Origin of the sequence: Nitrospira sp. (assembly GCA_029194675.1) — a bacterium.
Lineage (GTDB): Bacteria > Nitrospirota > Nitrospiria > Nitrospirales > Nitrospiraceae > Nitrospira_D.
The window spans coordinates 44,119-67,874 of sequence record JARFXP010000004.1; the positions used below are offsets into that span (position 1 = coordinate 44,119).

Annotated in this window: 17 protein-coding genes and 1 pseudogene; 9 read left to right on the forward strand and 9 right to left on the reverse strand. The window is 57.4% G+C overall.

From position 1 onward, the window contains the following. Positions 1–73: 73 nt before the first annotated feature. The 5 genes from P0120_18720 to P0120_18740 all read right to left on the reverse strand — a co-directional run bounded on the left by P0120_18720 (position 74) and on the right by P0120_18740 (position 10,823). Entirely contained in the window at positions 74–2,212 is a 2,139-nt protein-coding gene (locus tag P0120_18720; protein ID MDF0676346.1) for an ABC transporter ATP-binding protein, read from the reverse strand. Beyond that, positions 2,205–4,961, reverse strand: coding sequence for an ATP-binding cassette domain-containing protein (locus P0120_18725; protein ID MDF0676347.1), 2,757 nt, complete (start codon positions 4,959–4,961; stop codon positions 2,205–2,207). Before P0120_18725 ends, P0120_18720 begins: the two co-directional genes overlap by 8 nt. A 38-nt stretch (positions 4,962–4,999) precedes the next feature. Continuing rightward, the gene (locus P0120_18730) at positions 5,000–6,190 is read right to left on the reverse strand and encodes an HlyD family efflux transporter periplasmic adaptor subunit (GenBank protein ID MDF0676348.1); all 1,191 of its coding nucleotides are present in this window, start codon (positions 6,188–6,190) and stop codon (positions 5,000–5,002) included. 384 nt (positions 6,191–6,574) lie between these two features. Then, complete coding sequence (locus tag P0120_18735) at positions 6,575–8,455, reverse strand: hypothetical protein (GenBank protein MDF0676349.1); 1,881 nt, start codon at positions 8,453–8,455, stop codon at positions 6,575–6,577. 76 nt (positions 8,456–8,531) lie between these two features. Continuing rightward, a complete protein-coding gene (locus tag P0120_18740; protein MDF0676350.1) occupies positions 8,532–10,823 on the reverse strand; it encodes a cytochrome c peroxidase in 2,292 nt (763 codons plus the stop codon). A 924-nt stretch (positions 10,824–11,747) separates the two neighbouring features. On the opposite strand from P0120_18740, the gene P0120_18745 reads away from it, so the two are divergent. Beyond that, on the forward strand, positions 11,748–12,221 hold the full coding sequence (locus tag P0120_18745) for a DUF2231 domain-containing protein (GenBank protein ID MDF0676351.1): 474 nt from the start codon (positions 11,748–11,750) through the stop codon (positions 12,219–12,221). 21 nt (positions 12,222–12,242) lie between these two features. Here P0120_18745 and P0120_18750 read toward each other — a convergent pair whose 3' ends face one another. After that, entirely contained in the window at positions 12,243–12,413 is a 171-nt protein-coding gene (locus P0120_18750; GenBank protein MDF0676352.1) for an ATP-binding protein, read from the reverse strand. 121 nt (positions 12,414–12,534) lie between these two features. On the opposite strand from P0120_18750, the gene P0120_18755 reads away from it, so the two are divergent. The 3 genes and pseudogenes from P0120_18755 to P0120_18765 all read left to right on the forward strand — a co-directional run bounded on the left by P0120_18755 (position 12,535) and on the right by P0120_18765 (position 14,826). After that, entirely contained in the window at positions 12,535–13,359 is an 825-nt protein-coding gene (locus P0120_18755; GenBank protein MDF0676353.1) for an IS4 family transposase, read from the forward strand. Beyond that, positions 13,281–14,455, forward strand: a protein-coding gene (locus P0120_18760; protein ID MDF0676354.1) for an IS3 family transposase whose coding sequence is annotated in 2 segments (ribosomal slippage) — positions 13,281–13,557 and positions 13,557–14,455 — 1,176 coding nt in all. Because the reading frame shifts where the segments join, the coding sequence is not laid out codon by codon here. The genes P0120_18755 and P0120_18760 overlap by 79 nt, the downstream gene beginning before the upstream one ends. Positions 14,456–14,466: 11 nt before the next feature. Beyond that, positions 14,467–14,826 (forward strand): annotated as a pseudogene (locus P0120_18765) (transposase). A gap of 274 nt (positions 14,827–15,100) precedes the next feature. Here the strand turns inward: P0120_18765 and P0120_18770 are convergent. The 3 genes from P0120_18770 to P0120_18780 all read right to left on the reverse strand — a co-directional run bounded on the left by P0120_18770 (position 15,101) and on the right by P0120_18780 (position 19,624). Beyond that, entirely contained in the window at positions 15,101–15,355 is a 255-nt protein-coding gene (locus tag P0120_18770) for a hypothetical protein (GenBank protein MDF0676355.1), read from the reverse strand. A gap of 126 nt (positions 15,356–15,481) precedes the next feature. Next, positions 15,482–18,286: an SUMF1/EgtB/PvdO family nonheme iron enzyme gene (locus tag P0120_18775; protein ID MDF0676356.1), complete on the reverse strand. Its 2,805-nt coding sequence runs from the start codon at positions 18,284–18,286 to the stop codon at positions 15,482–15,484. Positions 18,287–18,748: 462 nt separating this feature from the next. Beyond that, on the reverse strand, positions 18,749–19,624 hold the full coding sequence (locus tag P0120_18780) for a transposase (protein MDF0676357.1): 876 nt from the start codon (positions 19,622–19,624) through the stop codon (positions 18,749–18,751). 262 nt (positions 19,625–19,886) lie between these two features. On the opposite strand from P0120_18780, the gene P0120_18785 reads away from it, so the two are divergent. The 5 genes from P0120_18785 (at position 19,887) to P0120_18805 (ending at position 23,746) form a co-directional block, all read left to right on the forward strand. Next, positions 19,887–20,168: a hypothetical protein gene (locus P0120_18785; protein MDF0676358.1), complete on the forward strand. Its 282-nt coding sequence runs from the start codon at positions 19,887–19,889 to the stop codon at positions 20,166–20,168. A gap of 186 nt (positions 20,169–20,354) precedes the next feature. Further along, positions 20,355–20,480, forward strand: coding sequence for a hypothetical protein (locus P0120_18790; GenBank protein MDF0676359.1), 126 nt, complete (start codon positions 20,355–20,357; stop codon positions 20,478–20,480). A 390-nt stretch (positions 20,481–20,870) separates the two neighbouring features. Next, positions 20,871–22,079 (forward strand): prenyltransferase/squalene oxidase repeat-containing protein, encoded by a 1,209-nt coding sequence (locus P0120_18795; GenBank protein MDF0676360.1) that lies wholly within the window; start codon positions 20,871–20,873, stop codon positions 22,077–22,079. Positions 22,080–22,196: 117 nt separating this feature from the next. Further along, entirely contained in the window at positions 22,197–22,448 is a 252-nt protein-coding gene (locus P0120_18800) for a hypothetical protein (GenBank protein MDF0676361.1), read from the forward strand. A gap of 80 nt (positions 22,449–22,528) precedes the next feature. Then, positions 22,529–23,746, forward strand: coding sequence for a fatty acid--CoA ligase family protein (locus P0120_18805; GenBank protein MDF0676362.1), 1,218 nt, complete (start codon positions 22,529–22,531; stop codon positions 23,744–23,746). The last annotated feature ends 10 nt before the right edge of the window (positions 23,747–23,756 follow it).

Genomic DNA, 23,756 nt, shown 5'->3' on the forward strand with positions numbered 1-23,756 from the left:
TCGCGACTACATCCAACCCGTCAAGAGCTTTTGTAAGCCCAGTTCGTCTGGCGCTCGATATATGGATAGTCCCCTACGGATGTGCGATCACAACGAGGGTAGATGCCCGCGACAGGGCGCATCGGAGGCATTGGGTAAGCGTTTCCGGATCCAGTGCCGCAAAACTTTCGTCGAGAACCACCAGCTCGGCCTTTTGGAGCAAGGCGCGTGCAAGGTACAGGCGGCTCCGCTCACCGTGAGACAATTGCCATCCCGTCTCGCCGACTATCTGCATCAACCCTGACGGCATACGACTCAGGAGATCACCAAGACCAAGCTCGTCGCAAAGTTGCTTGGCTTCTGCCATATCCTCGACGGTCGGTGGCCAGCGACGGCCCATCAACAGGTTAAAGGCGAAGGGTCCTGTCATGACATGGTTTTCATGAAATTGCGATGCGACAGTGGTCAGCCGCTGCCAGGTCTGCCCAAGCGTCGACCGATCCAAGCCATTGAGCATCAACAATCCGGAGTCAGGATGCCGCAATCCTGCAAGTACGGCGCCCAACGTCGATTTCCCACCTCCGGAAGATCCTTCAATTAAGAGCCGATCGCCACGGTAAATCGTCAAATTACAGCCTTTCAATACTTGTTCACCTTGTCGCACGTAGCGGTAAGAGAGATCGCGGGCATGGACCAAGACGTCCCTTGCCACATCTTCACCATGGCTGAACGTGGCATGTGGCATCACTGATACGGCTGTGCTGCCTTCTTCGATGTGTTGGGTGGCCTTGAATAGTGGTGCGACGGTTTCCCAGGCGACTGCCGCCCGTGCCAACGCTGCGAGGCCGGATCCAATTTCGCCGAATGCGCGGTACGCCAGCAACACCCCGCCTAGTCCGATGGCAAGCCCCATCCCTTCAGCACTGCTCCAGATGAATGCCGGGAGAAGCGCTAACATGCCCACAATCAACCAACCTCTTGGCGCTCCCCAGGCCAGCGGAAGAAAGGCCTTATCAAACTCACGCGAAAGGTGAAGAAATCGTTCCAGAGAATGATCTTCACTGACATGCCGCTGTTCGGGTGCTTCCTGCGCGATTCGAGTGCGATGGCCCACCATCTGTTCCACCAGCTCATGAGTGAGTCCGATTCGTGCGCGGGTCCAGCGGCGAAGTCGTTGGTAATAGAACCAACTGACTGAGAATGTCCCGGCCACCCATAGCAGAAGTGCGAACACATGCCAAAGACCGCCAGTGCCCCACGCCAGCACCCAGGCGGCCAAACTCAACTCAACCGCTGCAACAAGGACCGCAAATCCGCCGTTCAAGGCGAGGGACTCTAGGGCTTGAGACTCGATCACGTGCCCGAGTAACTGTCCGAATCCTTTCTGACGAATCTCATCCATGTTCATGGACAATGCACCGGATAACAACCGCTGTTTCAATAACGTCCCAAAATCAATGGCAAAGGTCCCTTGCAGCCACGTACCCACAAGCTGGATGGGAACCATACCCAGCAGCAGTAGAGCCCATGCCATGAGCCAGCCGACATCGAGCCGTCCCTCTAATGCACCCTGGCCGATGATGGCCCACCCGATGATTTCGAGGAGATACAGCGTCACAAAGATCGCAACCATTGCCAGTGCACGATGAGGCAGTTTCATAGACGTGATCTGCAGCCAAAATGGTCTGTTGGGAGGCATTCGTATCATCCAACAGCCTTCGATGGTCTGGCTCATCATCCGTTCCTGTACAAGGAGACGAGCAATGTGGGCCTGAGTATCGGCGGGAAGATTCGCGTGCTGGAGCAGGGCGTCGACCTCGGCGGTCACTGGTCTCTCCAATTCCACGCACAACGCTGCCTGTAGAAGACATGCTGGATATCGCCTCATCTCCTGATCGGGTCCGATAAGGTACACGTGACGGGCAGTGGCCTTGAGCAGCAGTAAGATGGTCGGCTCGCCTGCCAGTCGATATCGTAACAGCACCGGCCCTGCGCCATGGATCAGCTTCATCAGGTCCGCTCCGGTGGCGATCACAGATTCCATTTCTATTCCGCGTTGTGCACAGATCCAATCGAGCCACTGTTCAAAATCCTCGTGGCTCAAAGTTTCACGACATGAGGGGTGCCTACCGAGATTGACTGAAGTCGGTTTGAGCCCCGCTCGACGAGCCAGCACCTCGATCGCTTCGGGTAGTCGAACCATGGGCCATGCGATAGATGCGATATTATCCATGGTTTGCCTTTCCGTTTCCGACCACCACCGCTCTCCTCGATGACAACGGCATCTTGAGGCTAGAGGTTTCATTCTCCTGGACCTGTCCCTGATCCAGCCGCAAACGACGCCAGATTGCTCCTGCCCATAACTCCTGACGGACCGACTCCTCAGATTCTAGGAGTGCCCGATATCGTGAAGTCGGATCCGCTACCAGCTGGTCAGGCGATCCATCCTCTACAAGACAGCCGTTCTCGACCACGAGCACTCGATCAAATAAGCGTGTCTCTGCCACGTCATGGGTGACACACACGAGGGTCGCCGCATTCCAAAACTGTCGCGCCTCAGCTAATAGGTGGTGCCGCAGTTCTCGTTCCAATCCTCGAAAAGGCTCGTCTAACAACACCAGACGAGCCGCTGGTTGCCACATCGCTCGTGCAAGTCGGAGACGCTGACCTTCACCGCCGGAGAGGCGCGATCCACCCTCGCCTAATGAGGTTTGCAGGCCGTCGCCCAGGCGAGCCGTCACGTTCGTAAGCTCCGTTCGTTCGAGAATGGGGCCCAAAGCTGGGTAGGATTCGACTTTGCCGCCGTAGCAGACATTCTCCAACAGTGACCGATTCCAGATCTGAATCGCCGGATCCACCCAGGCCGTGGCACGGCGGAGTTGCCGCAGTTGCGCCGCTGACAGCGGTTGTCGATCGACGAAGATCCCTCCTTTGTCGGCGCGATACCAGCCTAGGAGCAAACCGATCAAACTCGACTTGCCCGCGCCGGATGGCCCGACAATAGCCACATGTTCGCCGGATTGAACATGCAGACGAATGTCTTGCAAGATGGTTTGCCCAGCAGCGATGACCGTGACTCGTTGAAACTCGATTTCTACACCGGACATCTTCGGTGAGACGGGAGAGACCCGGGTGTGCTCCACTGATTCTTCCGGTGAAGACACGAGATTGGTTTCAGCATCCGTCATGGTCTCTTCCGGTGCATTAAGCGGTTCGAGCAAGCGCAAGACGATGTTGCGTTGCGCGGGGTACTGCAACGCCAGCGTCGCGAGGCTTCTGCCTAACGCCGGCAACTTGAGAGTCCAATAAACCAATAAGAGTAGACTTCCCGTGACTCCGACAGTGTCAAGATGTTGCATCAAGAGCACACCGACTAACCCAAACGCGACAAACGACTGAATGCCGTGTACGATCAGTGAGAAGCTCAAGAGTCGCTTGGCCGACCGTGCCCACTCGGTCAGCAGGCTTTCATGTTCCCGGCGAACAGCCCGCTCTGCGGAATGTGTCCGAATCGGGACGCTGCCCCGTAAGGCATCCAGGTAGAATCCATGCAAAGCCCCAGCGTGACCGCGAACCCGTAAATCTCGTTCGCGCATAGGATGTTGCGCAAAAACCGTCAGGCTAAGCGATGTGCCGGCGAGCGTCAGCGCGAGCATGAGACTGTGAGGTGCAATATAACCAATGCCCACCAGGGTAAAGATGACTTCCCACCAAGCTTGGATGAAGCGCACCGCTAAATCAGGCAAAGTGCGAAGCAGCGACAGACTATGACTCCGTTCCGCCATATCGGGGATCGGACGGCTCTGCAAATATCGATCATGTAATGTCGGAAGTTTCTGGAGGAGAGCCGATCGTAAACGAATCTCGAGGTGCCGCCCTAATCGTAACGACTCGCTGATAATGGGAAGCTCACACCCCCAGAGCAGCACGATGAACGACAGCAACGCTCCAAGCGCGACGATACGTTGGCTGGCGACGGTGAGCAGGTTGGCGAGTTCGAAGACGCCGCGGAACAGCAGTGATTCGATCAGCACGGCACCGACCGCCAGACCGATGGCGCCTATTAATGCAAGGGGAGTTAAAATACCCTCTCCTCGCATTAAGTCCCACAACTCTCGCATCGGACGCACAGGGCGTTCTCGCAAGGCGGCCGAGAGCTCAGGCGTCAAGGAGTTCTTGATCGCCGATTCGCTCGCCTGACGCAGGCGACCACGAATCCGAAGAAGCACTGCGCCCTGGAAGACCAATTGATCCTCCATGCGCGGATGGTCTATCGGAGCTACAGACCAATAGGTGGCGGGAACGGCAGTACGGGCTCCTGGCGGTTCTTCTAGAACCCGAGTGAAGAGGCTCTCAAGTAAGCGGACTGTCTGTGTCCCACGACGGAGTCCACCGGAGGTCATAAGACGCGCGGTCATTCGCAATGCCGCATCAAGTCCAGCCACGGCATGCCAAGTTTTGTGATCCTTCGCACGTTGAAGAAGGTCATTCGTCTCAGCAGGAGAAGCCCCGACCGCCTGTAACCGGCTTGCAAAGATTTCAAGCGTGTCGTCGGATATGGCCCATTCGTGCCAGTCGGAAGTCGCAATGGGCAAACGATGAAGATGGATCTCCCTAGCAAAATCCGCACAGGTCGCCCACCGACGCCCCACCCCCGGATCCATGATTTGCAACCAACGGCCATGGCGTCGCCACACGATGACAAAATGCAAAAGGCCATTAGGTTGCTTGGCAACAACTAAGGCCGGCAGCGCCTTGGCGGCAGGAATCCACAGGTAATCCGGCGGCAACATCACCTGTTCAGCATCCAACCCAAGCTGACGAGCGACAACCTCGATGACATCGATGGATGTCCCATCGACGGATGTCTGACAGGCCTCACGAAGCCGTCCATAACTGGCGGAAATATTGAAGCCCTCCAACAAACAAGTCAGCGCCGCAGGGCCGCAATCCATCACCGAGGTCTGCACGACCTCAGGCACGAACCAGCAACGTCGCGTTGTATCCCGTGTGGATTCCATCATGAGCCGGCGACGGTGAGCGATCCGCCTTGTTGTGCTGGTCGGGTCAACATCTGTCCCACGGCACGCAGGGCTAAGGTCACTGGTGTCGTATGTTCAATCTCAACTTCAACCGTGCCCGGCAAGCCATGCTGGAGTAACAGAGGGAAGCCGGATTGCGAGTCCGGTATCAGTTCGACCCGGACACGACCGGCTCGAATCTCGCTTGCCACGCGAGCGACCTTGGCGACGATGCTTCCATATTGCGCCCAGGGATAGCCGTCGAGGCGTACGCGTGCTGGTTGGCCAGGATGCATACGCCCTAGGACTCTGGCCGGCGAAAACTCTGCAACAATTTTCAGATCCCCCAACGGGACCACGCTGCCGACCACGGCACCGGTCTCGACGAACGCACCAACGTTTAGAGGAGCGACTTCCCCAAGCACCCCAGGCACGGGAGCACGAATGACGTGTTTCTCGATGTCTTGTTTAAGGCGTGCGACCGTGGCGGTTGAGAGGTCACGTTGGCCTTCAAGCGACGCGACTTCGCGCTTCAGAGCTTCCACGACAGCATGTTTTTCATGTGCTTTGCTCGATGCATCAGATGTCAAACGGTGGATCTCGTGCAACAAGGCATCGGCCACCGCTTGCGCTTTCTCTGCTTCGGTCTTGGTCCGTAAAAAATCGACTTCCGAGATGATGCTGCCACTCAGAAGTTGTGCCATGCGTCGGGCCTGATCTTTGGCAAACGACGCGGTGGAGAGGGCTTCGCGATAGCGCGCTTGGGCTTGCTCAAGACCACTGGCCGACGCTCCTCGACTCTGTACAGCAGCTCGTTCTTCATCAGCAATTTGTCGTGTGAGCGCTGCGAGTTGAGGGGGGATCGCCGTGATCCTGGCTTCTTCTTCTTCCAGTCGTAACCGCTCGGTATGGGCATCGAGTTCAATGAGTTTCTCACCTGCTTCGACCTGCTTCCCAAGACGCATCGACGTGGAGAGAATCGTGCCCGCGATTCGAACAGCGACCGGATGTGCCGCCTGTTCGACTTCCACACGAGCGGTCTGGGACACTTCATAAAGTGTCACCTTCACAAGCGTGAACCACGATAGCCACGCCCCGAGCAGGACTGCGAACAATCCCCACGCAAACAGCGCAAACCGTGACGTGTCATGTGTCAATGAGCGAGTCGTTCGCGAAAAAGGAATGGGCATGGCGACAGGTGAATCCCCATGGAAATGTGTGTGAAATGCAGCTCGACGATGTAGATTGCCGGTCGACTTCGCCCCCTCTTGCAGTTCTTGAGGGACGAGGTAGGGAGCGTCATCGCTCCCTACTTCGTAGACTGCTGCCAGTCTTCAGAATCCAAAGGATTCTGAATCCGTGTAGCCCCTAGAAGGCATAGACGGGACCACCACCGGGAAGCTTCGGCAACCCGATGGGGCTGCAGTAATTCGGACGCCCGGCCCGAACCTTGGATTTCACCTTCATGGCGTTCTCCTTTGGTCGCGAAGTTCCGTGCCCATCGCACGTAGATCTGCCGGCCTTCTGCCGGCCACAGATACGCCACCCCACATCAGCAACTCGTGGCGGAGTTGCTAACCGGTCATAATATCTGTGATCTCAATAGTGTCGTGCGTAATGTTGATCTGCACTCCCGTCCCTTCCTTCAGCACAGCAAGGAGATAGGGTGGTCTACGGCTCAACTCCTGCAATTCGTAATACATATAAAGGTCCCATCCCGTGAGCGGCTGTCCGGGTGAGGGGCGACCGAGGAGCTGATTGATGCGCTGTTGAATCTCCCGGACCGCCCGTACCACTGCCCGTTCTTGTCGTAGGTAATCCATGACGCAACCAGCGAGACTCTTACCGGCTGAATTCTCCGGAGCTGTACCCAGACAGAGGCGGTGTTGCAACAAGGAACACAGTTGTTCCAGCACTTCCCCATCGTGGGCTTCCCAAACAGGGGTCAGAGATTCTGACAGGACAGTAGGTGAAGAGCTGAAGCCGAGCCCGCTCGCGGATTTCGCATACATGTCTGCGAATACTTGATCGCGTCTCATGCGTGACTCTTCGGTTCCAATGTAGGAATGAGTGCGCATAAAAGTGACCGCGTCGTAAAGCCGATGGCGAAACTTCACGAACAGCTCAGACTTTTCGGTAGGCCAGGATTCGACAATGGCACAAAGTTGCTCATAGGTTCGCGTGATCATATTCCAAAGTACAAACACGATCGCGTGCAATTGAAGGCCATAGAGCGCATAGTCGAATGCCGGTTCTATTTCGGCCAGTGCCGATTCGAGGGGATCGTCGAGCACGACGGACTCCGTTCCGTCGACGGATTCACCGTCTACAAGGATGCGGAGAAACTCTTCGATCATCACTCTCGGTCCCGCGCACACACCATGATCCGACAGGAACACCGCATTTCGCTCTGCATACGAAAAAATCTCCTGGCTCGTCATCGGTGCGTCAGGCGGCCTGGTTGGCTCATTGACATCGATGAACAGCATGTAGTGCATGACCATCCGTACGCCGTCGGTCACTCGGAACATGGAGGAGAGCACGGGGTGGAGCTGGCCGTTCTCAACGCGGTTCTCGGCACGCATCAGCAGAAAAGCCGGCAAGGTCAACACCACCGCAGATAATCGCTCCAGATCGCCTACCGTCCATCCCGCTCGAACCTTCGGAAAACGGCGCAGGTACGCTTCTCGGATTCGTTGCACCGCCACCATTGTTGGCTTCCAGTGCTCCTTCATGCTCTTGAGCGCCGTGACGTTAATCGGATGATGGTCTTGGAACCGGCTACCCTTGTACATACAGGTGCGCCACTCAGTCGGAATATCCAATCGTAATTGTGCTGGAAAGACGTTTGCCTCACCCACCTGCCGCCCTTCGGTATCTAACGCAATGTGCGCCACTCGATAGATGGGAATAACCGACTCCAAATAGCCCACTTCCAAAGAGCGGCCGGTTAACTCGCTCATGATCGTCTCACAATCAACCCAGGTACGAGGCACTGAGGTTTGCGCAGGTGGAAGTGGGGATTGGCGAACCTTCTCTTGCATGGAAAAAGGTTCAGATCTGTCAGAAGCATTCGCGGTGCTCCGTTCAAGAATCCCTTCATTGAGGAGCTGGCTCAGCAGCTCACGTACTCGCGACCAATCGTATCCAGCACCCCAGTTTGTGGCATCACGCGCCACGAACCGCTCATGCGCGGCCAGACTTTCGCCAAACTGAAACAACTCTGGTTCATCGAATGTGATGTCCTTTTCGCCGTAATAGATGTGCAACTCTTGGCCACCTGAGTCCGTGGTCACGTATTCGCTGACCATACGTCTATAATGCGGACAAGAGAGATGATCCTGAGGCTCCAGTAAACTCTGATCGGCATATTGCCCATGCATGGGGCAACCGCTACTGGTTGGTGTCTGTACCTCGTCGTGCATCTTTACTTGGCTACACGATGATTCACTCATGATCGCTCACCTCGCACCTGCTCGTTTCGATTGGCCTGGATGATCTTCAATGGCCCAAAACCTTCCCGTTCGTCCGCTACCGCGCGCATTGCCCCCGTGGAGTAAGAATTGGATCTTGCGGGTCTAGATTGAGAAACGATTGGAGAGGAGACCAGGTTCCTCCACTCCCGACAGCTTCAATGTGCAGCATGCCGACGGCATCTGTTCCATCGCGTGGAATGCTGAGCGCAGGGTGGTCAAACGGCGCTTGTTGATACTTCACACGAGGATCAGTTAGCGAAACCAGGAAAGCGACGAGTTGTTCTTCCTGTTCGACAGTAAGTTGTAACGGTGCCATCAGAAGATGTATGTCGCTGATATTGAAGCTGCAAAAATTCCCTCCTCGATTGTAGAACTGCACCACTTGCCGCAATGTCGCCATCCCACCGTTATGGAAATATGGTCCCGTCAATTCAACATTACGAAGGCCCGGGACCTTAAATGCTCCATCGGCAGCGACACGCTGAAAATTTGGCCTGATAAGTTCATTCGGCTCACAGAGTCCGTTGGCACTGGCATCCTCACAGACGGGCAGTCCAAGATCTTCGTCCTTGGCTGGAATATGGGCGTTTCCTAGAATTGGGAAGCTCATTCTAGGAGTTCCAAGTGTGCTGGAGAGACGGTCAAACAATGCTTGACGAGTAAAGGCCAGGGGCTGACCAAAAATATCCGTGTCACCGCGCCCGATATCGTCCGTCGTCGGCGTGACTCCAAGATTGTAAAAGCCATTGTCGTAGAGCGCGGTCCCTTTGACCATTGCCATAGCTCTGATCAGGTTCTGCCCGCCCTTGGCACTTCGCACCGAAGCATTCGTCAATTCCGGGCCGGCATGGCAGTGAAGACAGCGCCCCTCGTTCACAAAGACGTTGAGGCCGGCCAGCTGCTTTTTGTGGAATCCATGATTGAACTGTCCTGTTTCCATCCACTCGTCAAAGGGCGTTCGATCTGCCACCAACGTGGCTTCGTACATGGCGATTGCAAGACCGAAGAAAAACCCGAAATTCACCTCCATTTGGGTGAAATTTACGGGCGTCGGCGTACTGGGAAGCTCCGTCAGTTCCTTGGAATTCCAATACACGTCGACAAAAGCGCGCTTGATCATCGCTTCATAGGTGGTGGATAGCCCGTTCCCCGGGGCTTTCGATAACCGGCCCAGCACAGAATCATACGGATGGACGTATTGTCCGCCGAGGGGAGTCAGAGGAACATTGGTTGAAGTGCCGGGGCGTAATAACTTCTGACCGAGCTCACGTAATCTCCTCCCATTGCCGATTGTCGGCTCGCCAAATGCCATTTCAACCGGATTGATCGGTGGTGCCACTGCTTGTGAGGCCAAACTGGCATTGTCGAGTGAGATATGCTCTGCCACGAGTCCGATGCCTGATCGATTCACCAGAATGGCGGCTGCTTGGTCCTGATCGCCAAACGGAGTTCGCCCCGTGAAATGCGGATTGGCTCGTCCGTCCCAGAAGTTGGTGAAGTTGAAGACCGCATTGATGACCGAGGGCGTGTTGCGATGTTCGATAGCCCTCACAGTGATGTGACCATCGCGATTGAACACCGGGTCGAGGAGTGGGGTGCCGAGATCGAGGGGAGACCCTGGCTGCAGTCCGTCATATCTTGTGGATTTGACTCCCATGGATCCGACGATGTCGTTGCTGTTATTGGCGCCGGGCGCAATCGTCCCATCGGACATGCGGGTCACGACGTCAATCACTTTCACAAATGGGAAATCTTCCCTGGTCAGGCTCTCATCTGGTCGCTTGGTCTCAAAGCCCTGTCGGCTTGAGCCGGCAGTACTGTAACCGATCACGTCGCCAACTCTGCTATCTGTCACTCCCTCATCAGGATTCACCGCATTTTTTATGCGATTGTCCGTGCCTGCATGAAAGTGGCAACTGGCGCAGGCCTGCACACCATCGCTGCCGACTTGCATATCCCAGAACAAAGCCTTCCCCAGTTGAATTGCTGCCCACCGATCTGAAATGAATGCCTCAAGATTTGACGGTAATGGGACAGTTCCGTCTTTCTGAACCGCGAGACGCAACGAGTCTAATCCGACTTTTCGCGCATCTCCCGGATGGTTAATCCGATCGCCATGATGTCGGCCAGGATGATGTCCATGGTCGTGGGGTCCAATGGAACGATCCCGTGAGTCAACGTCCATCTTTTCCAGCTGTGAAGGATGATCCGTCGTATTCGCAGTGGATTCGGCCATCGGGAGTTGCGGCACAAACAGTGTCCCACCGAATATCATCATGATGATCGCTAATGACGATCGCATTGTGATTCGAATTGTCTTCATCCAATGACCGTTTGACTTAGCCATCACTCGTCCTCTCTAATCGTTTGATCTCATGGTTATTTTCATCTTCAGCAAAGTCGATCGCTGCGACCCCAATCTCTCCAAACCGACCTTCTTCCTCAGTGTGGATACGTATTTGCGACCTTTGTTTGGTTGAGGTGCTAATCACGTCTTATGCCAGGAAGGGGCGCAGGATCGGTCTCGGCGGAAACTATTGGGAAGAATGGGAAAAATAGACTCGCAGGAGGAAACCACCGGATAACGATGATTAGCGACCTAATATAATATGTATCCGAATAGATTCCGTGGTGTATCTAATTCGATATCTGGGAGCTCACGCGGCGACAAGCGGCGGGACGGTTCGGAGCAGGCGAGCGGTCGGAATGAATTCCAGCGGCGTGCCGATTACGTGTTCGATATCGAGTCCGTATCGGAGAGCAGATGATACCGAGCCGTACACAGGAGTGCAGAGAGAATTAAGGACGGTACCATATCTATTCCTTCTGAATAGCGGCAAGAAGTCCTGCAGCGCCGAGAAGCCCGCCCAGGATGATCCGAAACGACGTGTGCCAGCACCCCAAGGAACCGCTGCCGGTCCTCGTCATCCAAGAAGATGTCCTGTCGGGCGTTGCCCCGGGCCGTGACGTGGTAGAGGGCCCCAGGAAATTCGATGCGCAGCGGACGGGCCATGGGGCGGAGCGTAGCTCATTGAGAGGTACAACACAAGGTCTGACCCCTCTTTGTTCTTCTCACCTTTCTCCTCTCCCTTCAAGAAGGGTGAAGAAGCAAGATGGGACGGCCAGGTTCCCGGCGCATCAGGTGCGCCGTAGAATATCGACATCCACGTACCAGAACAACAGACGGTTTGGACTCTTTTTTTGTGTCGAGAGGGGGCGTACGCTGAAGGAAGGCCGGCTTTGCTCACCACTGAATCGAAAGGAGTTGGTTATGGCGACTCCAGCGAGCATTCAGAAACATCCGATTCACCCAATGCTGATTCCGTTTCCGATTGCGCTCTGGATTTTCTCCCTGGTCTGCGATGTGATTCACATGATGGGGTTGGGAGGTGAGGCCTGGAAGGACATGGCGCTGTATACGATGATAGGAGGGTTACTTGGCGCTTTCGCCGCAGCGATTCCCGGATACATCGATTACCGTTCGATCGCAGACCCGGCAGTGAAGCGCGTCGGCTTCTGGCACATGGTGACCAATCTGTCGATTGTCGTGCTGTTTGCCGTGAACGTTCTACTGCGTCTTTTCTCGGAGGCAGGAAGCATTCCCGTCATCTTGTCGGTTATCGCAGTGACCCTGCTGGGGGTCTCAGGATGGCTGGGAGGCGAGTTGGTGTATGTCCATGGGATTGCCGTGGAACCACAGGAGAGTGCCAGGGCTAAGGAGAAGGACCAGCATCGGGTCGCCTGACAGCAGATGCTGACCGCCGGTTCAGCTCTTCATCGCCGGCAGCACGAGCGTGAAGGTCGAGCCTTCGCCGACTTCGCTCTCGACGGTGATCGAGACCTTGTGGGAATCGGCGATCTCCTTGACGATGGAGAGACCGAGGCCTGTTCCGCCGACGTCCCTGGTTCTGGACTGACAAGGGAGAAAAGGGGACATCCTCACTCTTGTCCAAAATAAGTTCTCAACAGGCCTCCGGCTTGTGAGTAGGATAGGTTGTTCAACGCACATCCATCCACGGCGTTCCCGCGCCGTGGCACCCACAAGCCGGAGGTGCAGTATGGTAACCGTCGCCAGTTGCTTTGCGCAAATGCTCGCCCTGATCGATCGCGCGGACTTCGCTCGGGCCGTTCGACAGCACGCCGCTGAGCGAGCAGCCAAGGGGTTCAGCTGCTGGGATCACTTGATAGCGATGCTGTTTTGTCAGATGGGTAGTGCGCACTCACTTCGAGAAATCTGTGGCGGCTTGGCCACCGCCCTTGGCAAACTCGTCCACCTTGGCATCCGTCGGACACCGACTCGGTCCACGCTGGCCTATGCCAATGCGCATCGGCCCTGGCAGCTGTACGAGACGCTCTTCTATCAAGTCCTCACCCGTTGCCAAGCCGTCGCGGCCTTGAAGCGCCGCCGGTTCCGGTTCAAGCACCCCTTGCGCACCCTCGACGCAACGATCATTGAACTCTGTGCCACGGTGTTCGATTGGGCCAGATTCCAGCGGACGAAGGGGGCGATCAAGCTCCATCTGCAGCTGGATCACCAGGGGTGTTTGCCCTGCTGGGCCCTCGTGACCGACGGCGACACCAACGACGTGCGGATCGCCCAACAGCTCACCTTTGCGCCAGGCACCATCGTGGTGATCGATCGCGGGTATCTCGACTATGCCCGCTATCATCGTTGGACGGTCGACGAGGTGGGATTTGTCACCCGTCCACGCACCAACATGCTCTACGAAGTGCTGGAGCAACGTGTGCTAGGCTCGAAAAAGTGGACGCCTTCACCCTATGATCAGAGGTCTGGAGGTGGGGGATGGAACAAGTACCGCGACAGCAGTATACGAAGGAGTTTCGGGAGCAAGCGGTGCAGCTGGTCCTGGAACAGAAGTTGACGATTCCGGAGGCAGCCAGACGCCTCACCATGTCGGGCAAGACCCTCGAGCGCTGGGTGTGTCGAGCCCGGCAGGGTCAGCTCGCGACGCTGGGCGAGAGCCGACGGCCCGTGACGGAGCTGGAGGCCGAGGTGTCTCGGCTCAAACGCGATCTCGCTGAAGCACGCATGGAGCGTGACATCCTAAAAAAAGCCACCGCGTACTTTGCGAAGGCGCAGCTGCCCGGTACGCGCTCATGAGGACGCTGCGTCACCAGTATCCGTTGCGTCTGTTGTGCCGGGTCCTCGACGTGTCCCGAAGCGGGTACTATGCCTGGTGCACCCGCCGCCCCTCGACGCGCGCCCAGGAGAACGCGCGGCTGGAAGTGGCGATCCAGGCCGCGCATGTGCGCACGCGGCAAACCTACGGCCCAGAGCGGCTCCAAGCAGAATTGCGTGCCGACGGGTTCCCTGCTGGGGTCGGGCGTATCAAACGACTGCGCAAGAAACTGGGACTGCGTTGTCAACAAGTCCGCCGGTTCACAATAACCACGGATTCAACGCATGCGCTGCCGGTAGCGGAAAACGTGTTGGCTCAGACCTTTGCCACCAGGCGACCGAATGAGGCTTGGGTCACCGATATTACCTATGTGCCGACCGTGGAAGGATGGCTGTATCTGGCTGGCGTTAAGGATCTCTACACCTGTGAGGTGGTCGGCCATGCGATGGACGCCCGGATGACGACGGACTTGGTGCAGGATGCACTGATGAAGGCCATCGACACCAAACGTCCAGCCCCGGGGCTCATTCATCACTCCGATCGCGGGGCTCAATATTGTGCCCAGGGGTATCAAGCAACGCTGAGGCAGTTCGGCATGATCCCATCCATGAGTCGGAAGGGGAATTGCTATGACAACGCGCCGATGGAGAGTTTCTGGGGAACGCTGAAGAATGAGCTGGTGCATCATCGTCGCTACGAGACCCGTGAGCAGGCTCGGCGCGAGATCTCGGAGTACATCGAGCTCTTCTATAACCGTCAGCGGCGGCATTCTCGGCTCGGGAATCGCTCGCCCGCTGCGTTTGTCCAGCAATGGGTCCGTCAACAGCTGGCGGCGTGAGGCTGCAATTCATGGCGTCCACTATTGACAACCGGGGTCAACGCTCCGTGCCGACACGCGGACCGGTGCTGGTCGATGAGGTGATCCGTCTCACCAGTTCCCATGCGGCTGACCGGTGCTCGGTCCCCCTGCGACAGGTGACGATCTGGGATGAGAGACAGCAGCGGCCGCTACGGTTCCTGACCACTCTCATGCAGCTTGCGGCCAGCACGATTGCCGCCATCTATCGGGAGCGCTGGCAGATCGAACTCCTCTTCAAGGCCTTGAAACAGCATCTCCGGATCAAGACGTTTGTGGGCACGAGTGAGAACGCCGTACAGGTCCAAATCTGGATCGCCCTGCTCGCGATGCTGCTGTTGAAATTTCTGCAGCTGAAGTCCACGTGGCCCTGGAGTCTCTCGAATCTGGCCGCGTTGCTCCGCTTCAATCTGTTGACCTATCGGGATCTGTGGGACTGGCTCAATGCGCCCTTTGAACGGCCGCTGCTCATACCAGCGCCGCCCCAACAGAGGCTATTCGCTACCTGATCTTGGACAGCAGACCGGACAACCTGAACTGGATGGGTGACCAGAGACCGTCTCATATGCCGCATTCACGGGGGAAGAACTCGAAACAGCCGACTATTTTGGACAGCAGTGGGACATCCTACTTTTCATTGCGCGTCCGTGGGCGCCCACGGGGATTGACACTGGCCTCTAGCCCCAGCCGCCGCGCGGTCCGCTGGACCCAGGCCGCACTCCCAAACGGCGTCCCGCGGTTCACACTGTGCCGGAGCGCCGCCACCTCCGTGTCCGTCATCGGTGCATTGACCCAGTCCACCCAGTCCTTCGGTTCCGGCACGGGCACCGCCTGCAGCCACGCCTCCTTGCCTCCTCCCCCCCGCAGACTGGACCACAGCATGAACGGACTGAAAAAATCACACGCCCTTCGCCGAGCTCAGGGCGAACGGAGTAGGACGCAACACTAACGAAGACTGCACTCGCCTGCGGAATCGGAGCAAAGGGTAAAAGAACAAAGGGCAAAGGGTTAGGGCTCGAGGTCCTGGGCAAGACGAAAGCCAAGGTAGTTGAACCGGAAGACGGTGTCGAACCTGAACCGGTACGAAGCACGCAGGTACACCGGTCCGAAGTACCAGGAACCGCCGCGGATCATGCGCAATGTGCAATCGCCGCCGCTTGCCTCTAACCAAGCCGAGCCATCTTGGGGTGCACCCTCATACATTGCATGCGCACAATCCTCCACCCATTCAAAGACATTGCCACTCAGGTCATGGAGACCAAACTCGTTCGTCTTTTTCGTTCCAACTTCTGCCGTGCGGATTCCCGAGTTATTACTGAACACCGCGTACTTATCTAATTCAGATTCCTCTGAGGTGCCTGCCCATACCTCCTGCTTCGCTCCACTGCGCGCGGCATATTCCCATTCCGATTCGGTGGGCAAACGGTAGTGTTTACCGGTTGTTTTGGACAGCCACGCGGCATACGCTTTGGCATCGTCCCACGACACGTTGATCACCGGCCGCCGACCACGTCCCCAGCCCAGATCACCGGCCAATGACTTCCCTTCAGCAATGGCAAAGCGGTCGTACTCTTCAAATGTGACTTCATATTGTCCCATGGCAAAGAGCTTGATCGTCACCGAATGCACCGGATTACGCCATGATTCTCCTAGCTTCTCCACGTCGCCCATCTGAAAGGTGCCGGCTGGGATCTGTACCATCTTAGGCGGCACATGGATGCTGACCACGAGCGATTGAATTTTGAGTGCGGCCTGATCGAGGTCATAGCCCTTCTGCCAGAGCCAGGTAACTATCCAGCCCCCTAGAAAGAGGAGCAGCAGCGCCAGGCTGAAATATCGTTGTCGTCGGCTCGCTCTCTCAGCCGCCTCTCGCGCCCGTTCCGCCTCTTGCGCTCTTGCCTGCTGAGCTTGCTGCGCTTGTTCCGCCGCGGCGGCTCGCGCGCGTTCGGCTTCTTCGCGTTTGGCCGCTTCCTCCGCGAGGCGCTTCGCCTGTGCCAGCTCGTGTTCGGCCCGTTGCTGCTCTGCCTGCACCGCCCGCTCACGAGCCCACGCACTGTGCCCGATGTAGTCCGTTTCTTCATCGGTCAGCATGTCCGCTTTCTGGGAGAGCCAGCGTTGCGCCTCCACCAGCAAGGCACCTCGGAGCAGCGTGCCTTCGTCCTGTTTATTTTGCTGCCATTCGTTCACGCGCCCTCTCAGCCGCTCCCGCCACAGCAGAAACTCACGATCCTCATTCAGCCATCCTTGCAACCGTTGCCACTGGCGGATCAGCGCTTCGTGACTGACTTCGACGGTATCTTCTCCGGCCACCGCGCGATTGGTCACCAAGAGTCGCGCGTCTGCGAGTTTCTTGACGACATCCATCGCGGCCGAACCGATTTCTGAGATCGCCGCTCTGCGGCGGGTGTCCTCACCGGTTTCGCCCGCTCGGACCACTTGAAGGAAGACGCGTTTGACCACTTCTTGTTCCGGGGGAGTGAACTTGTCAAAGACCTCTTCGGCCTTCTTCGCCACGGCGCCCTGCAACCCGCCCATGGCTTCGTAAGCCTGGTGCGATAGTTCCGGGCCCTGGCGGTCCTCCCACAAGCGTTTGAGCACGAACTCGAGCAGGGGCAGATGGCCCGGTTCATCACCGACGTCGTCCAGGATCCTTGTCACAAGACCGTCGGCAAAGAACAGTTCGACGCGACGGGCCGGGGACGTGATGGCCTGCTCCAATTCGGCTCGCGTCATCGGTCCCACATTGACCTGCGCGCCCTGCAGTCGGTCTGAGAGCGGGCGATAGGAAAGCGCCTTTCCTACAAAGTCCCCGCGGAGCGTGAGCATCGCGGTCCATGAGCCTCTCTCGCTGGCATCGAGTGTTTCATCGATGAACCGGCGGCTGGTGTGATCATCCTTCGCGACCGTATAGAGTTCCTCGGCTTGATCGATGACGAGCAACAACCGATTCGTTCCCGATTGTTTGTCCAAGATGCGCAGGCCGACGTCGTGCAGGCTGACGTCTTGCTTCGCGAAGGCGTCCGCGAGCTTGTTGATCTTCGATAAGCGGTCTGTTTCATCCTTCGTTTCCGGCTCAAGGAGCGGAGACACAGCCCACGCCAGGGCCTTCAGCGGTTCACCGCCAGGAAACAGGGTCGCGACTTCCCAGGTCGTTTCTTTTTCCTGTCGTAGCTGCGGGACGAGGCCGGCCCTCACGACCGACGACTTGCCGGAGCCCGATGCCCCCACGACGGCGATGAACCGATGCTGCCGGACGGCCCCATGGAGGTTTCGGACTGCAGCCTGTCGCCCAAAAAAGAACGGGGCATCTTCTTCCCGAAAGTAGAGAAGGCCGCGGTACGGACAGAGGGTCGTACGGGTGACTCTGAGGCGTTCGGCAAGATCCGGTCCAGGCGCTTCACGTCGGATGGCGCCGGCAAGCAGCGAAAGCAATGCCGGATCATCCGTGCCCTGACGTAGATCGACCCAGGTATTCTGGCTAAGGAAGCCGAGTACCGGATCCGAGCCCGGCAGCAAGACGGGGATAACAGGAAAATCCGCTTTGCGCCCCTGCCGATCCAGCGCAAAGTTTGATTCCCGCGTCTGCCATGGCCCCATTTCTCCGGGGCCAATGCACACGGCGACCGCCCGGCACGAAACCAGTGTCTGTTCCAGCGCCTGTGGCCAAGGCCTGCCCGGGACGAGGTACCAGCGATCGAGGAATGGCTTGAGGCCCTGATCCCGGAGTGATCGCGCGATGCGCTCCACCGGCTCGCGGTCGCGCCAGTGGTAGCTGAGAAAGACATCGAACTGAATCGAGGATCGATCAGCCATACACGTTGTCATCATCTGCGATGGAGCTATAGCGAGAACTCCCATCGCGAGAGCCTTATCAAGTCGTACCGGTGGAGGAGTTTCATGGTTCCCAAAGGTTTCCTCAACGTGAGCAATGAGAACACCGGCAGAGAGCAACTCCGCCCATGTGTCTGTGCATTCGTGAAGTGGTTGTTCAGCGAATAACTGGAGCTGCGCTTAGTGAAGTGACGTACCTGATCATGAGGAGAGCTTGCCATCCCGTGGTCTCCGTTCAGATACGACGTGTACCAGAATAGATACCATAAGTAAGATCGGTTACGGAACCAAGCTCGTTCGGCGGTGGAGGCGGCACATGGTCATCATCAAATTTCCTGTGGTTTTCTCTTATCGCCTTCGGTCGAGAATGCTCGAAGCTTGTTCGGACACTTCTTTGACCAAGATCCCATCTTCGGATGTGACGGCTCGCAACTAAATTTGGGGTCAGCTCTTGCTATGTGCATCTATCGAAGTTGGGACATTCACGATGCGACTGATCGTCGAATAGTGCAAGCCTACGGCCTGTCCAATCTCGGACAAACAGTAGCCGTGTTCCAGATGCGCGCGACGAATGACCTCGTTGCGTTGAGCCCGGTCTGTCCGCGCACGTCTGCCGAATAGCCGGCTCAGCTTCGGTCGGCCCGCAAACCGCTGTTGCCGGGGAATCTCCTTCAATCGACGCGTATCTTGAAGCCCAGGCGCCAGGCGTTCGACGAATCGCTCACTGCCGAGCAGCACTTGTCCTCGGACATGTTCCCAGGGCGAACCATAGCCGATCCCTTCGGCAACGAAGGCCCGGTACTTCCGCTGCGCAGCCGCGCGCTGATGGCCAAACTGAGACAGCAGCCAGTCCACCGCCAACCACGACGGCACAGGGACGAGGCCTGCCGTGGCTTGGTAGCTCGACCAGGAATAGGTATCGGCTTTGCGTGTGCGCCGGATTCGCACCGGATTGAGCACGACATACCGGCAGAGCTCCAGCAGATAGCTGTTCCGATCGACTACAATCGCCTTGAAACGGCCCTGTAAGACGTGGCCGACCCGACCGTGACGCCGGTTGAAGGCTTGGGTAGAGACGCCGTTGAGCTGGCGCATGGCTTTTGAGAGATTACCTTCAGGCGTTTCCACCACCAGATGGAAATGATTGTCCATCAGGCAATAGGCGTGCAGCCGAAGATGAAAGCGGGAGACGACATGTGCCAGCACCCCGAGGAATCGCTGTCGATCCTCGTCATCCAGAAAGATGTCTTGCCGGGCGTTGCCCCGGGCCGTGACGTGGTAGAGCGCGCCAGGAAACTCAATTCGCAGGGGGCGGGCCATAGGGCGGAGTGTAGCTCATCGAGAGGCACAAAACAAGATCTGACCCCTATTCTAACCTCTTGCGCCAGAGGGTACCAGAGAAGAGGATCCCCGTAGCAAGCTACGGGGAATCACAAGTTGAAAGCAGGCAACTTTCAAGGAGCGGCAGTGCTGACAATGCGACAGGCGTCTTTCCGGTCTCCAGGGAACACTGAACACTGTTTTTAAAGACGATCTATCCCCGCCGAAAGGCCACCAGAAACCGTGCGAAAGGAAGCACACCATGAAGAAGAAACTTGTGAGGGATAAAGACGAGGAAAAGTTGATCACGGATTACGAACGTAGCGCCTTCAGGCCGGTTAAGAATCAGAACATGGCCAGGCAAGAAACCATGGAAGCCGCCCGGCGCTACACGCGCAAGAACGCCCGGATCAACATTCGATTATCAACCGCCGACCTTGAAATGCTGAAGCGGCGAGCCGCCGAGGAAGGCTTGCCCTATCAAAGCCTGATTGCCGGCATCTTGCATAAATACGTTAGCCGCTCAGCGTCACGAACAAATTAACCAGTCCGCTTTTGGACACGTGTCTCCAGAATCCTATCGGCTCTCGCAACGCACAATACAAGATCCGACCCCACTGAGTTCTCCGCAAGAATTGAAAGCGGGGAGCTTTCAAGGCGCAGCGGTCCTGACAGTACAATGAGGCAATGACGTTAAAACCGAGACTGAATTAAAAGCCGGTAAAGAATCATGAAGGACTACCATATCAATATCTTCTACAGCAAAGCAGACAGAGGGTACATCGCCGACATTCCCGACCTCGATGCCTGTTCGGCGTTTGGGAAAACTCCTGCCCAGGAACAGCAACTTGGGTAGTGTGCCCATCTCCGCAGACTGTATCCGCTTGTAGCGAGTCGAATGGTTACTGGGAGCCTCGTCCCTCGATGATCGATTCTTGACATGCCAGACAGGGCGCATGTAATGTTTTGACAGATTGGGTGTCAGATGCCGTTTTGGTTATCAACTTTGCCGGATTCTAGGACATCCCAATGTCAATCTTGCATGGGGTCGGTTTGAGAGCGCCAGGAAACACCATCATGAGGACAGGGGCGATTCATGATCTCGAACTTCCAAGCCGCGTAAATGAAACTGACGTGTCGTGGATTCTCGCATTTCCAAACAGTTTTGAATGCGGTTATTTTTCTGTGAGAGGGGATGGGCCTCTACGGCGCTGACTTCTGGAGCGATACCCTAATGATCGGAAGGGTGAGGAGCATACTCCGAGACATTAAGCGTCAACTTGACCTACGCTACCACGAATCCAAGGTTCCCATCGTGGCAAAAAGACAGAAGGTCGTCGACGCGCAAGGGGTCGCTCAGTGGGTTGACCCCGGTGTGGCAAAGGTCATCGACAACTCCCTTCGCTGGATTTTTCGGGCACAAGATCATTCACGCACGAATGATGGCGGCGTCGCCCGCCATTTCTCGCTGATCAATGGGTGGGGACCGTCCTATCCGGAGACGACCGGGTATATCGTCCCGACGTTGATCGACTTTTCACAGCGCGACTCAGGTGAACTTGGCCGGGAGTGCCACGCCCGCGCCGAGCAGATGTTGGATTGGTTGCTTAAGATCCAACTACCGGGCGGGGGCTTCCAGGGCGGAACCGTTGATGCCCAGCCCCGAGTCCCGGTGACGTTCAACACCGGTCAGATCTTGATGGGGCTTTCTTCGGGCGTGAAGGAATTCGGTCGGAAGTATGAACAAGCAATGCACACCGCAGCCAACTGGCTGTGCAACACAAGTGATCCCGACGGTTGCTGGCGGAAGCATCCAACTCCGTTCGCGGCAGCAGGCGAGAAGGCTTATGAGACTCATGTCTCCTGGGGTCTGCTCGAGGCGGCCAGGGCTTCAGGCGTCCGGCGGTACGCCGACACGGCGCTCGCAAATGTGCGCTGGGCTTTGACGAAGCAACAGCCTAATGGATGGTTTGCTTGCTGCTGTCTCGACAATCCCGAGGCTCCGCTGACTCACACCATCGGTTACGTGCTGCGGGGGGTCCTGGAAGCCTATCTCTTCTTCAACAAGGATCCGGCGTTGCTGGCTGCGGCCCGCCTCACGGCCGACGGCGCCCTAAGCGCTCTGGAGAAGAATGGCCGACTCCCCGGCCGGCTGACGTCCAAATGGAAGGGAGCCGTTCCTTACGTTTGTCTCACGGGGACCTCGCAGATCGCCCACTGCTGGCTGATCCTCGCTCGGGAGACCGGCGAGATGAAATATCTCGAGGGGGCAAAACTCGCCAACTCCTATGTGCGGCGGACCATCGCCGTCGATGGCCCCGAGAATCAGCGAGGCGCGGTTCGGGGTTCTTTCCCCGTGAACGGTACCTACGGCTATTTTCAATATCTGAACTGGGCCGCAAAGTTTACGATTGACGCCAACCTCCTCGAATTCGACATCGCCGTCAAAACCTGATCGCTCTTTCGGCGTTCAGCCCGGATTGCATCAGGTAGTCGCGTCGGTGGCAAATGGATTTCGGATCTACGGCGATCGATGTCGGTGATCCTCGGTAGTGCTAGAGAGTGAGACGCCATGAGTTTGAAATATGAAGAAGTGATCCGCCAGATCGAACAGATCGTGGGAGACATCGCCATGGCGAAGGGACAACCAGCGCCCAAGTTGAAGGAGTCGAGCCGTTTCCTGGGCGGGGATCTGCCGATTGACTCACTCGACCTCGCGGGCATGCTCGTTCAGATGGAGGCAGCTACCGGCCGCGATCCATTCAAGGCTGGCTTCATCAACTTCAGGACCGTGGGAGAGCTGGCGAGACTGTACGTCGGATGAACATTCTCGAATCGGCCCTACGTTCGTCGCCTTCCCAGTTGCTCTTCCTAACTCCGTCCGGCCCGCGCTCCCGGGGGGACGTGCTTACTGGAGTTCATGCCCTCGCGGAGCGGATCGGCGCCTCCGCGCGCCGGGTTCTTGTCCGTTCCGCCAATCCAGAACTCATCCTCACGACCTTAGTGGCTGGACTGGCAATGGACTGCGACGTAGTTTTCGCCCACGCCACGCTCGCGCCCGAATTCGTCATCAAGGTCGCGACTGAATTGAATGTCGCAGTCAGTATCGAAGAGACGGGCGAAGTTCGACTGACTAGGGTGTCGTCGGAAGCCTCCGGCACGGTCTTCCTGATGACATCGGGTACTACCGGTTTACCTAAGCTCGCCCAGCACCGATTCGAACAACTGCTCGACCGGATTCTCCCGTCGGCCTTGCTCCCCGTGAATCGCAATGGGCAGTGGCTGCTGACCTATCCGCCGACAACCTTCGCGGGTTTGCAAGTGCTCCTGACAGCCTGTCTGACCGACGGGGCCCTGATCGTCCCGGCCGAGCGGACCCCCGCAGGTTTCGCCGAAGCTGCGATGACGCACTCGGTGACGCACCTGAGCGGAACACCGACGTTCTGGCGCTCCTTCCTTATGGCGGTTAACCCGGGACGGCTGGCCGAGCTTCGCCAGATCACAGTTGGCGGCGAGGCGGTCGATCAGTCGACGCTCGATCGACTCCGGGTGGCCTTCCCAAAGGCCCGCATCACGCACATTTATGCATCCACCGAGGGGGGCGCCCTGTTCGCAGTCTCCGATGCCCGCGCTGGATTCCCGGCCGCGTGGCTCGACAGCGGGGTCCAGGGGATTCGCCTTCGTATCCGAGAGGGGTGCCTCGAAGTCCTCAGCCCCCGCCGGATGGTCGGCTTTCTTGCTAAGGGACACACCAACCCCTCGCTGGAGGACGGCTGGCTGGCAACGAGCGACCTCGTGCGCGTCGACGGTGACCGAGTCGTCTTCCTGGGCCGTGGCGACTCACTTATCAACGTCGGTGGATACAAGGTTTATCCCCAGGAGATCGAGGGATATCTGCTCGGTCTCCCTGGTATCGTCGAGACACGCGTCCGCGCGGTGGCAAACCCGCTCAGCGGCCAAGCTCTTGTGGCAGAGATCGTCGTCTCAGTCGACCAGGACCCCGACCTGGTGCGCCGCGAGGCGATGGCCACGTGCCGTCGCGACCTTCCTCGACATCAAGTGCCCGCGATGATCAGGGTCGTTCCCGCCATCGCCATCGCAGAATCGGGAAAGAAGCAGTAGGAGCACGTCG